General features: G+C 57.8%; 11 protein-coding genes. 6 read left to right on the forward strand and 5 right to left on the reverse strand.

Going from position 1 to position 12,492, the window contains the following annotated elements; translation table 11 throughout:
* Positions 1-22: 22 nt before the first annotated feature.
* The 6 genes from Absy_RS00485 to Absy_RS00510 all read left to right on the forward strand — a co-directional run bounded on the left by Absy_RS00485 (position 23) and on the right by Absy_RS00510 (position 7,945).
* Entirely contained in the window at positions 23-1,528 is a 1,506-nt protein-coding gene (locus Absy_RS00485; RefSeq protein WP_048852857.1) for a carboxypeptidase M32, read from the forward strand.
* Positions 1,529-1,688: 160 nt separating this feature from the next.
* Positions 1,689-2,837: an L-dopachrome tautomerase-related protein gene (locus tag Absy_RS00490; protein WP_048852858.1), complete on the forward strand. Its 1,149-nt coding sequence runs from the start codon at positions 1,689-1,691 to the stop codon at positions 2,835-2,837.
* 66 nt (positions 2,838-2,903) lie between these two features.
* Positions 2,904-4,304: a threonine synthase gene (gene thrC / locus Absy_RS00495; RefSeq protein ID WP_048852767.1), complete on the forward strand. Its 1,401-nt coding sequence runs from the start codon at positions 2,904-2,906 to the stop codon at positions 4,302-4,304.
* A 63-nt stretch (positions 4,305-4,367) separates the two neighbouring features.
* Positions 4,368-5,633, forward strand: coding sequence for a M16 family metallopeptidase (locus Absy_RS00500; RefSeq protein ID WP_048852768.1), 1,266 nt, complete (start codon positions 4,368-4,370; stop codon positions 5,631-5,633).
* Entirely contained in the window at positions 5,630-6,970 is a 1,341-nt protein-coding gene (locus Absy_RS00505; protein WP_048852769.1) for a TldD/PmbA family protein, read from the forward strand. The genes Absy_RS00500 and Absy_RS00505 overlap by 4 nt, the downstream gene beginning before the upstream one ends.
* A gap of 24 nt (positions 6,971-6,994) precedes the next feature.
* The gene (locus tag Absy_RS00510) at positions 6,995-7,945 is read left to right on the forward strand and encodes a Tim44 domain-containing protein (protein ID WP_048852770.1); all 951 of its coding nucleotides are present in this window, start codon (positions 6,995-6,997) and stop codon (positions 7,943-7,945) included.
* A gap of 126 nt (positions 7,946-8,071) precedes the next feature.
* Here Absy_RS00510 and Absy_RS00515 read toward each other — a convergent pair whose 3' ends face one another.
* The 5 genes from Absy_RS00515 to gshB form a co-directional block, all read right to left on the reverse strand.
* On the reverse strand, positions 8,072-8,209 hold the full coding sequence (locus tag Absy_RS00515) for a hypothetical protein (RefSeq protein WP_179287821.1): 138 nt from the start codon (positions 8,207-8,209) through the stop codon (positions 8,072-8,074).
* 1 nt (position 8,210) lies between these two features.
* Positions 8,211-9,170 carry a heme o synthase gene (locus Absy_RS00520; RefSeq protein ID WP_048852771.1) on the reverse strand — a complete coding sequence of 320 codons (960 nt, stop codon included), beginning with the start codon at positions 9,168-9,170 and terminating at the stop codon, positions 8,211-8,213.
* On the reverse strand, positions 9,167-10,435 hold the full coding sequence (locus tag Absy_RS00525) for a cbb3-type cytochrome c oxidase subunit I (RefSeq protein WP_048852772.1): 1,269 nt from the start codon (positions 10,433-10,435) through the stop codon (positions 9,167-9,169). Before Absy_RS00525 ends, Absy_RS00520 begins: the two co-directional genes overlap by 4 nt.
* 154 nt (positions 10,436-10,589) lie before the next feature.
* Positions 10,590-11,285, reverse strand: coding sequence for a class I SAM-dependent methyltransferase (locus tag Absy_RS00530; RefSeq protein WP_048852859.1), 696 nt, complete (start codon positions 11,283-11,285; stop codon positions 10,590-10,592).
* A gap of 144 nt (positions 11,286-11,429) precedes the next feature.
* Positions 11,430-12,425: a glutathione synthase gene (gshB, locus tag Absy_RS00535; protein WP_048852773.1), complete on the reverse strand. Its 996-nt coding sequence runs from the start codon at positions 12,423-12,425 to the stop codon at positions 11,430-11,432.
* Positions 12,426-12,492 lie beyond the last annotated feature (67 nt).

Below are 12,492 nucleotides of genomic sequence, written 5' to 3' on the forward strand. Positions count from 1 at the left end.
ATGATGCTGTACCATGTGGGTTATGAATAAAGCCTATCTTTCCCTCGAACGCCACTTTGCGCGCCTGTCCTCCCTCAATGATGCCCTTGGCATTTTAGGGTGGGACAAGGAAGTTATGATGCCCTCTGGCGCAGCCGAGCGCAGGGCGGAAAATCTGGCCATGCTGGAAGGGCTGCGGCACGAAATTCTGACAGCCCCCGTTATGGCAGATCTGCTGGCCGAGGCCGATGCTGGCAATGACCTCTGGCGCGCTGCCAATCTGGAGCAGATGCGCAGGCAACACCGGCAGGCCACCGCCCTGCCCGGTGATCTGGTGGAAGCCTCCGCACAGGCGACCTCCCGCTGCGAAATGGCATGGCGTACCGCACGGGAAGAAAGTGATTTTAAAAGCCTTGAACCCCATCTGGCCGAAGTTCTGCGCCTGACGCGTGAGACAGCCATAGCCACCGGGCAGGCCATGGGCCTGACCCCGTATGATGCCCTGCTGGACAGTTTTGACCCCGGCACACGGCAGACAGACATTGACCCCATATTTACGTCTCTGGCCTCCAGCCTGCCAGAATTGATTGGAACGGTTCTGGAGCGGCAGAACAACCTGCCCGCAGCAGACCAGCCCATTGGTCCGTTCCCCATTGCACGGCAGGAGGCACTTGGCCGCCGCCTGATGCAGCATATGGGGTTTGATGTAACCCGTGGCAGGCTGGACGTGAGCACCCACCCATTCTGCGGCGGAGCCACACACGATGTACGCCTGACCACCCGCTATGTGGAGGCCGACTTTATTCCCGCCATGATGGGGGTACTGCACGAAACGGGACATGCCCTATACGAAATGGGACTCCCTGCCGAATGGGCCAGCCAGCCCGTTGGCCAGTCTGGCGGCATGACACTGCACGAAAGCCAGTCCCTTCTGATGGAAATGCAGTTCTGCCGCTCCCGCACTTTTGCAAACTGGCTGGCTCCGCAGGTCCGCACAGCTTTTGACATAGCGGATGGCACCCAGGGGTGGGATGCCACAAGCCTGCACCGACACCTGACCCATGTTGAACCCGGCTTTATTCGTGTTGATGCGGATGAGGTCACATACCCCGCCCATATTCTGGTACGTTACGAACTGGAAAAAGCCCTTATCTCCGGCGATCTGCCCCTGTCCGACCTGCCTGCGGCCTTTAACAACCGCCTCCACGCCCTGCTGGGGCTGCACGTACCGGACGACAGACGCGGCTGCCTGCAGGATATTCACTGGCCTGCGGGCCTGTTCGGTTACTTCCCCTGCTATGCGCTTGGCGCCATGACAGCCGCACAGTTGCGCACGGCTGCCTGCGCTGCAGACCCAACCATTCTGCCCGCTATTGGGCAGGGCAACTTTACCCCCCTGCTGGCATGGTTACGCCAGAATGTACATGGCCGCGCACGCAGCGCCACCATGCCGCAGATTGTGCGCGATGCAACCGGCAAACCACTGGATGCCACGGCCTACCTGACCCACATCCACCGCCGTTACATTGACTGCGCGCCCGATGCCTGATGCCCCTGCCGCCATGCTGCTGGCCTGCTCCGGCCAGCCCCTGCGCAGTTCTACGGCACAGCCGCCCTGCGCAGAAGGCGTTTGCACGACCGCTCCATCGGGCAGAAACTCAGGCACTCATTCTTCTGCCTTTGCGTTATCAACCGGGTCTCTTCCGCGCATGACTGTTCCCAAACTCCGCCCATTCTCCCTCCGCCATGCAACTTTTGGTCTGCTGGCGGGCCTGTTGGCACTCCCGCTTGGCAGTAGCCCTTCATGGGCGTTGCATATGCCCAAGGTTGCGGAACTCCCTGCCAGTGCGCTCCAGCCTTTTATGCAATCCAACACCCAGATCTGGGATGCCGTTCTTGTGCTGCCAGATGGCCGGATGCTGCTTGAAGCCCCGGCATGGCTTGGCAACACTGGGCCTCAGCTTTTTGTGCGCAGCACCAGCGGAGAGCTGGCACCATGGCCGGACGCTCAGTGGAACGCCCCCCAAGGCGATGCGGACAAACGCTTTATTGCCCTTGGAGGCCTGACCCGAACAGCGGACGGGCACATATGGGTGCTGGACAGCGGCGTACCAAACCGCAAAAAGCCCGCTACCGCTGCCCCCAAACTGGTTGAAATTGATCCGACTGACAACAAGGTGCTCCGGGTTGTACCGGTGGCTCCGCAAGCCCTGCGCCCCACCAGCATCCTGTCCGGCATTGCGGTACATGGCAGCACAGCCTATGTGCCGGATTCAGGCGTTGCGGGCCTTTTGGTCATCGATATTCCTTCCGCCACGGCAAAGCGCTTTCTGGACCACCACCCGGACCTGATTGCCAGCCGCCCGATTGTGACACCCGAAGGCCCGGTACGCGACAGCACGGGCCATTATGCCGCAGTGGATGCCAGCATGGTTGCCGTAAGCCCCGATGGATCGTGGCTGGTGCTACAGGCTCCGGGGCAGTACCTGTCCCGCGTGTCCACCGCCATATTTACGGACCCGGACATAACACCCGCAGCTTTTGAGGAAAGTGTGACGCAATGGTTCAAAACCCCATCGCTGGGCGGTATGACCATTGATAATGATGGCACCCTGTACTGGTCGGACATCACAACATCGAGCATTCTCAGCTACACAACAGGGCGTGTTCCGCGCAGGCTCATTACCGACCCGCGCCTGCAATGGCCAACCACACCGGGGCTGGATGGGCATGGCCATCTGTTTGTTTCCGCCAGCCAGATCAACCACAGCACGGCTTTTGGCGCGCCTGCCCCTTCCATCAGATGGCCGATCACAATTTACGAGCTAACCCTGCCGACCACACCACCACAGCACTAGGCAGTGCCTTAATTTATCGCACAAGGCCACTTCGCGGCATTCGTCATTCAGGATATAAACGCCCTCATGCACTACATTTCCACACGCGGGAATGCTCCCGTCCTTTCTTTTTCCGATGTTCTGCTGACAGGCCTTGCCGAAGATGGCGGACTGTACCTGCCACAAACATGGCCCGAGTTCTCGCTGGCTGACTGGCAGGCCATGCGCGGCTTGCCCTACCCGGAACTGGCCGCGCGTATTCTGGCCCGCTTTACCGCTCCGGACATTGACGAGGACACGCTTAAAACCCTGTGCGCCAAAGCCTATGCGGGTTTTGACCATCCGGCCATTGTGCCGCTGACACAGGTTGAAGACGGGCTGTTTGTGCAGGAACTGTTCCACGGACCTACCCTTGCCTTCAAGGATATGGCCATGCAGGTTCTTGGCCAGCTTTTTGAACATGTATTGACCCAGCGTGACGACCACGTGACCATCGTAGGTGCCACATCGGGAGATACCGGTTCTGCTGCCATCGAGGCCTGCCGTGGTCGCAAACGCCTGTCCGTTATCATTCTGCACCCCAAGGGTCGCACATCCGAAGTGCAGCGCAGGCAGATGACCACCGTGCGTGAACCCAACGTGACCAATCTGGCCGTGGAAGGCACGTTTGATGATTGCCAGGATCTGGTCAAAAGCCTGTTTGCGGATATTCCCTTCCGGCGGGAAATGCACCTTTCTGCGGTCAACTCCATCAACTGGGCACGTATTGCTGCACAGATCCCCTACTACGTTCATGCAGCCCTTGCTCTGGGTGCGCCTGAGCGCGAGGTCTCGTTTGCTGTTCCCACGGGTAATTTTGGCAACATTCTGGCTGCATGGGCTGCACGCAAAATGGGGCTGCCTATCCGCCAGCTCTGCGTCGGTTCCAACCGTAACGATATTCTGACCCGGTTCCTCAACGCCAATGACATGACGATTAAAGGCGTAGTGCCTAGCCTGTCCCCTTCCATGGACATTCAGGTTTCCTCCAACTTTGAACGTCTGCTGTTTGAACTGCTTGGGCGCGATGCCGCTGCCTGCGCACGGACCATGACCGGCTTCCGCAGCACCGGGCACATGGATGTACCGGCAGAAGTCTGGCAGAATGCGCGCACCCTATTCTCCGGTCTGGCACTGGATGATACCCAGACCGAGGCCGAAATCCGCACCCTGCACCAGCGCTCCAACTATATGGCCGACCCCCATACGGCCATTGGCATTGCCGCAGGCCGTCGCTTCCGCCAGCCGGGCATTCCCATGGTCGCTGAGGCCACGGCCCACCCTGCCAAATTCCCCGATGCCATGGTCGCGGCTACGGGTATTCACCCCGCATTGCCCGTGCATCTGGCTGACCTGTTTGAACGTGAAGAGCGTTACCGCACCGTACCCGCAACCGAAAACGCCATTAAGGATGCGGTCCGCGCAGCGGTCCTGTCCAACGCAGGCTGATTACAGACCCTCCCCAATCGCAGGGCCGCCCGGTTGGCGGCCCTGATGTTTTTCAGGACGAGAATGACAGACCCCATCAAGCTGACCCGCCTGCCCTCTGGCCTGACTGTTGTGACAGAACGCATGGACCGCGTGGAAACTGTTTCCTTCGGTGCCTATGTTTCGGCCGGAACCCGTAACGAGACAGCTGCCGAAAATGGTGTTTCCCATTTTCTTGAACACATGGCGTTCAAAGGCACCACCAGCCGCTCCGCCCTGCGCATTGCGGAAGAAATTGAGAACGTGGGGGGGCATATCAATGCTTACACAGCCCGCGAACAGACGGTGTTTTACGTTAAGCTTCTCAAGGAAAATCTTGGGCTGGGGATCGACATTATTGGCGATATTCTGACCCATTCCACCTTTGACGCAGCCGAACTGGAACGCGAACGTGGCGTGATTTTGCAAGAAATCGGCCAGGCGAACGACACCCCGGATGATGTGGTGTTTGACCATTTTCAGGAAACCGCTTTTCCCAACCAGCCAATGGGTCGCCCCATTCTGGGCACGGAAGGTCTGATCCGGGATATGCGGCGCGATACGCTCATGTCCTACATGGGTACGCATTACACTCCATCCAACATGATTATCGCCGCGGCTGGCAATCTGGAGCATAACGCCGTTGTGCAGCAGGTTGAGCAGCATTTTGCCGACCTGCCAACCGCGACAGCCCCCACCATGGAACGTGCCGTGTACGCCGGAGGCGAGTTCCGCCAGATCAAGGAACTGGATCAGGCACATATTGTGCTGGGCTTTCCCTCCACTGGCTACCACGACCCGGATTATTACGCGGCCTTACTCCTTTCCACCCTGCTGGGTGGAGGAATGTCCTCCCGCCTGTTTCAGGAAATTCGGGAAAAGCGCGGGCTGGTCTATTCTGTCTATTCCTTCAACGCTCCGTTTGAAGGCGGCGGCGTGTTCGGCATTTATGCTGGCACGGGAGAAAAGGAATGCGCCGAGCTTATTCCTGTTACTCTGGAGGAACTTCGCAAGGTTCAGCTATCCGTTAGTGCGGATGAACTGGTCCGTGCGCGCGCCCAGCTCAAATCCTCCCTGCTGATGTCCCTCGAAAGCACAGGCAGCCGATGCGAGCAGATTGCCCGGCAGCTACAGATTTTTGGCCGCGTTATTCCCACGCAGGAAACGGTTGATAAGATCGAAGCCGTTACGCAGGAAGATATCTGCCGTGCAGCAGCCCGCATTTTTGCTGGCGCACCCACGCTTGCAGCCCTTGGCCCCATAGGCCACATTCCTTCCCTGCAAAGCATCAAGGAGACACTGGCAGCATGACGCAACAGCCCCTCGACCTTATTGCCGATCTGGTTAACCGCGCCCGCTCCGCCGGAGCCGATGCCGCAGATGCTGTTTTTGTCAGCAGCACAGCCGTGGGTGCAGGTGTACGCAATGGCGTTACAGAAGAACTGGAACGCTCGGAAACAACCGATCTGGGGTTGAGGGTTTTTGTGGGACGCAAAAACGCCATTGTTTCCACCACCACACCAGACCCGGCCAAATTTGATGCGTTGGTCGATCAGGCGCTGGCCATGGCGCGCGTTCTGCCAGATGACCAGTATGCAGGGCTGGCACCGGACGCACTGGTCGGGACATTCCAGACCAACACACTGGAACTGGCTGACCCCAGCGAGCCAGATACTGCGGCCCTGCTTGAACGCGCCAGAACTGGGGAAGAAGCCGCATTGGCCATAAACGGTGTGACCAACAGCGCGGGCAGCAGTGCCTCCTGGGGGCGGACCGATATTACACTGGCAACATCTACCGGGTTTGCTGGCACCTACAGCCGCACCAGCCACTCCAATTCGGTCTGCGTTCTGGCCGGAACCGGAGATGGTATGCAGCGCGACTACGACTACCACGGCACGGTCTGGCTTCAGGACCTTAAGGATGCGGCAACACTCGGCCACAGTGCGGGGGAAAAAGCCGTAGCCCGCCTCAACCCTAGCCGCCCCAAAACAGGCCGTTACCCCGTTGTGTTTGACCCACGGGTTGCTGGCAGTTTTCTGGGCCATTTTGTGGGCGCCATTACAGGCACAGCTATTGCGCGGGGAACATCGTTCCTTAAAGACAAAATGGGGCAGGCTGTTTTTGCCAGTAACATTGGCATTACAGACGACCCAACCCGCGTAAAAGGTTTGCGTTCCCGGCCGTTTGATGGTGAGGGCATGGCAGTTGCTCCCCTCTCTCTGGTGCAAAATGGCGTGCTGCAAAGCTGGGTGCTGGACAGCCGCAGCGCCCGCCAGCTTGGCTTGCAAAGCAATGCCCGTGCCGCCCGTGGCACAGCAAGCCCGCCCGGCCCTTCCGCCAGCAATCTGTTTTTTGAACCCGGAGCCCTCTCCCCTTCCGCGTTGATGGCGGACATAAAGGAAGGGCTCTACATTACAGAAATGATGGGCTCCTCCATTAACGGCCTGACGGGTGATTACAGCCGTGGTGCTTCCGGCTTTATGATCCGTGATGGACAGATTGCCGAGCCTGTGGCGGGCTTTACGCTGGCTGGCAATCTGCTGGAAATTTTTGCTTCCATCACATTGGCGGACGATCTGGTATTCCGTTTTGGCACCGATGCCCCCACATTACGTACAGACGCCCTGAATACCGCCGGGGCTTAACTGTTAGCCGGAGACCAAAAACCAGTGAAACCACGTCTGCTACGTTCTACCCTCAGCACGTTTCTGGGTATCAGTCTGCTTGTCGGGCCGTTGGCCTTACAGGCCGATGCCCGGCCCGGTCAGGGTGGGTCCATGGGAAGCCGTGGTAGCCACACATGGAGTGCGCCACCTGTTACGCGAACAACGCCTTACAGCACAGCCCCCATGGAACGCTCCATCACCCCCCGCACGGCACCAACAACTCCCGGCTATGGCGCACCACAGATGGGAGCCCCCTTTGCCCGGCCCATGGGCTACCCGAACCGCCACCCATTCCTGACCGGTCTGGCTGGCGGCTTTTTGGGAGCCGGACTGTTTGGTATGCTCAGCGGCCACGGCTTTATGGGTGGAATGCACGGATTTTTCAGCTTTCTGGGACTTCTGGTCCAGATTGGTCTGGTGGTCATGGTTATTATGTGGCTGGTACGCCGCTTTGGCCGTGGCAATGCTGGCGGCAGCAGCTTTGGCATGGCACCGCAGCGCAGTGCAACTGGTCCTACGTCTGCCGCTCCGGCGGCGGGTGGCGCACCCATCCAGATTACAACGGCTGATTATCAGGCATTCCAGCAAACGCTTATGGATATTCAGGCGGCATGGAACCAGCAGAACATTCCGGCTTTGCAGCAGATGGCAACAGCCGAAATGGTCTCCTACTTCAACGAACAGCTGGCAACACTTGCCAGTCAGGGCGCGCGCAACGTTGTGTCCGACGTACGCTTCCTGCAAGGGGATCTGGCTGAAGCATGGCGTGAAAACAACATGGACTACGCCAGCGTTGCCATGCGTTACAGCCTGATTGACCTGACGACCAACGCCACCGGGCAGGTGATTGATGGCAGTTCAACCAACCCTGTGACCATTACCGAAGTCTGGACGTTTGTCCGTCCTTCTCGCGGTGGACGCTGGCTGCTTTCAGCCATTCAGCAGGCGCGGTAAGATATTTTTTACAGCCCGGTTAATTAAAAAAACCGCCATTCCAGATCGGAATGGCGGGTTTTTTATTCTATTCACCGCAAGACCAATATCCACTCGGCTATCGCCGCCCAATGGCACTCAGTCCCGTTAGGGGTGGAAAAGCGTTAGCCCAAACATGATCACAGCCAATAGCAACATGAACACAACCATGCCGCGCACACGCTGGGACTGACGTTTCTGCCGTTCCAGTTGCTCTGGGGTCTGATCCATGGGAACTGCCGTCATATCAGTGCATCCATATCTGAAAGAAGTGGTCGCCTAGCAGGCCACAGAACAGAAAAAACAGATAAGCCAGTGAAAAGCGGAAGGATACACGCGCCGCTTTATCTCCCTTCTGGCTAACCCCATTTGCGTCTTGCGGTTCCAGCAGTACGCGCACCGCGCAAGCTACAAACCCAAGACCGAGGACAATGGCTGTGACTGTATAAATCCACCCGCTTGCACCAACAAACGACGGGATAAGAGACACAGCCAGCAGAACCAGTGTGTAAATAAAAATCTGCCAGCGTGTATGCCGCACGCCACGCACCACAGGGAGCATGGGAATACCGGCGCGGCCATAATCCTTGCAGGCATACAGCGCCAATGACCAGAAATGCGGTGGCGTCCAGAAGAACACAATGCCAAACATAACAACAGGCATAAGCGCCATATGGCCGGTGGCCGCGGCCCACCCGATCATGGGGGGGAATGCCCCAGCGGCACCCCCAATAACAATATTCTGTGGCGTAGAGCGCTTGAGCCACATGGTGTAGATGACAGAATAGAAGAAAATGGAAAACGCCAGAATGGCAGCTGCCAAAGTGTTGGTCGCAATCCACATAAGACAAACAGACAGGCAGGAAAGCCCAACTCCGTAAGCCAGAGCCTCGTTCTGCGGAATACGGCCAGAAGGCACCGGACGTGTAATGGTCCGCTGCATGACCGCATCTATATCCCGGTCGTACCACATGTTAATGGCCCCGGCAGCGCCCGATGCCAAACAGATGCAGAATATGGTAACCATGGCTACAAACGGGTTCATATGCCCCGGTGCCATAAACATGCCAGCAGCACCCGTAAACACCACCAGCGAGATCACCCGCGGTTTAAGCAGAGCCAGCCAGTCCCGCGCCTGCGTACCAACCTGCTCTGTTTTAAAACGTGGCCTTCTGGCCTGGGGAGCGGAAAGGCTTGCCTCGCTCATGCGGATGTTCCCCTCACAGTCTGCAATACGGCAGCCCCGTTGCGGGTGCTGTGTACAGGAATGTCACGCTGGAAGCTTATAAACGCTGCCAGCACAAACGCCAGAGCCGCCACACCAAACAGTGCACAGCCCATAACCTGCATGGCTGGAACAAAAAGGCAGAGTGTAGCCGCCGCCGTAAGCACAAAATGCAGCCGGGCAAGTTTTTGCGGGTACCAGAAGCCGCAGGCTTCCCCCCGCCAGAGATAAAACCCACCGCACACGGCATAAAGCGCACCAAGCTGCAACGCAGGGTGCAACCCTGCCCCCTGCACAAGTTGCACAACCCAGCCGCCTGCAACCACAGCCAGAAAACCCATACCCCACAGTAATGGCGTACGCAGGGCGACCCGCGCCTTCCATGTTCCTGCAAGCCACAGGCCAGCCAGACAAACGGCGGAAAGGGAGCATACACCCAGCAGCACATTCCCAACCATTTGCGCGGTTTGGCTATCAGCACCATGGGCAAGACTGCTTTTTGCCCATGCCACAACCCCGGAGGCTGCGGTTGCGGCCATAATATAGGCAACAGGGGCTGTTTTAACCTGCCCGATCCGGGTGGCCATTTCAAACACAATCCCAAACCCTGCCAGCAACACAATCAGACCAACAGGTGCGGCAAAATACTCGGCACCGACAACTGGATTATAAGCTGACCACAGCCAGCTCCGCACGGTTGCTGCGGCAAAAACCGGTACCGTCAGCAGCAGCACAATAGCGGAGAGCATTTCCCCCCAGACAAAAGGGGAAAACGTTGTTTGTTCGCGGCTATCTGCGCAGCTATCAAAAATAGTCGTCAGCAGCACCATTGCCGAGGTCAGCGCGCCCAGCGACCAGAGCATATTAGCCAATCGGGCATCTGCCAGTGTGCAGGTCAGCACGGCGGCAACAACCAATATAGCAATAGATGCCAGATTAAGCCGCCCCAGCAGCATATGCTCACGCCCCAAAGCGCGGGGCAGCCAGAGTGTACCAAAACCGCCAACCAGTGCGGGCACCACAACATAAAGCAGCATCAGAGCCGGATGCGCCTGCGCCAGACGCCCCCACACCCCAGAAGCCGGTAACATGCCCAATCCGGCCAGAACCGAGGCACCACCCCCAACAAGAGCCGCAGTAGCAGCAAGCAGCAGATAGGCTGTTCCCGCGGCAGAATCCTGCCGCTGATGAACAGTTTTATGCTCTGTTACCAAAGGGGCGTTAAGCTGGCTGTGAGCGGAGATCATGCTCCATGTTCCATATTCTGTGCGGGAGAGCGGTTACAAGCACCTCAACCCGCTAGACAAAAAACGACCATATTTTGGCGCTTTATTGCACAAAAACGCGTTAGCAAGCCACGCATGTCTAGCGCCCCTGCCAAAACAGGAGCGCACATGTTTATTATTCTGGCAGATTTTCCAGCGTAACCAGTGTAAAAAGGCCAAAAGGCTGAACCGGCTGAATATAGGCGCGTGCAATATCTTCCCGCGGAAGAAGCGATTCCATGGCAAAATCAGGGTGCCAGCCGAGCGAGTGAGAAGCGCGCGCCATGGCGTGCTCCACAGCCCCACGAATGCCGCCAGGTGCCAGAAAGTGATTAACAAACAGAATATACCCACCCGGACGCACAACGCGCTTGAGTTCGCGCAGCAGTTTACGCGGATGGGGCACAACTGACGCCACAAACATGGCGACTGCAATATCAAAAGAATTATCTTCGAACGTGGTTTCTTCCGCGTCCATTTCCAGCAGGGCTGTTACATTCGCCAGACTGTCGCGCTTGGCGCGTTCGCGGGCTTTGGCCAGCATGTCTGTTGAAAGGTCAATGCCGGTAATGGCTTTGGCCTGAGTGTAATGTGGGAGCGCAAGACCTGTGCCCACTCCGACTTCCAGCACGTCCCTGCCGGGCAGCCCATTGACCGCGTCCACCGCCCGCAGGCGACCAAAACGGGAAATACCGCCAAAGGCCACGTCATAAACATTGGCCCAACGCCGATAGGCCACCTTGACGGCCTCCGCATCCAGCGCAGAACGCGAGGGAGGAGGTACCGGGCTTTCCCCTCCGCCGGAGGGGTATTCTTGGAGAACGTCACTCATGTTCTCTCTCTGCCCGCTGACGGACATTTCTTCAAGAGCCACTATACTCTCTTCCTTCCTGCTTGCCGCACATGCCACAAAAGCGTCCTTGTGTGGCAGCATACTTTTCCCGGCATGGTACCGCCCAACAGACCCGGACCGCGCTTATTGGACAGATAACTTACGTTCAATACAATCCCATATGCTGGCGGCACCATTAATGCCATCAAACCGTTCCAGTTCCTGCAAACCAGTCGGGGATGTCACGTTGATTTCCGTCAGATACTGCCCAATAACATCAATACCCACAAAAATCAGGCCATGTTCTTTCAGAAAAGGACCAATCGCCGCACAAATTTCGCGGTCGCGTTCGGTTAACTCCACTTTGCGCGCAACGCCACCCACATGCATGTTGGACCGGTGGTCTTCCCCCGATGGCACGCGGTTGATTGCACCAATGGGGTCGCCATCTACCAGAATCACCCGTTTGTCGCCCGCCGTCACCGCAGGTTCATAACGCTGGATCATTAGCGGTTCGCGCGAGCGGGCAAAATGCATTTCCAGCAGGGCGTTCAGGTTCTGGTCATCAGCCTTGATCCGGAACACACCACTACCGCCATTACCAAACAGAGGTTTGACAATAATATCCTTCCATTTAGCTCGGAAGGCGCGAATCTGCTCAATATCCCACGTAACAAGGGTCGGCGGCATAAGCTGGGGAAAATGCGTAACCAGCAGTTTTTCCGGGCAATCGCGCACCCAGCGGGGATCGTTGACAACCAGCGCCTGATCTGGCCCCGTGCCGTGGATATGGTCGAGCATATGCGTGGCTGTAATGTAAGCCATGTCAAACGGTGGGTCCTGGCGCATAAGCACCACATCCATGCTCCGCAGGGACCGGCGTGATGCCGCGCCAAATGTGGCGTGCCGCCCTTTTTCCCGCTGTACGGTAACCGGGCGCACCAGAGCCGTTACATCGGTACGGGTTGCGCCACCAGCTTCAACCGTTCCTTCATCAAGCGCCAAGGACGCCACTTCATAAACAAACAGGCTATGCCCGCGGGCCTGTGCCTCCAGCATGAGCGCGAAGGTTGAATCCCCATCAATATTAACATGCTCAAGTGGGTCCATCTGGACCGCCACAAGCCGTGGAGAAGCCATAAACTGGGATTCCTGTTTCTACTAACAGCGTGATTGTGCGCTATCCTGCCCTGTTTCCGGGCAACAC

The sequence above is a fragment of the Acetobacter syzygii genome (genome assembly GCF_000964225.1).
Lineage (GTDB): Bacteria > Pseudomonadota > Alphaproteobacteria > Acetobacterales > Acetobacteraceae > Acetobacter > Acetobacter syzygii.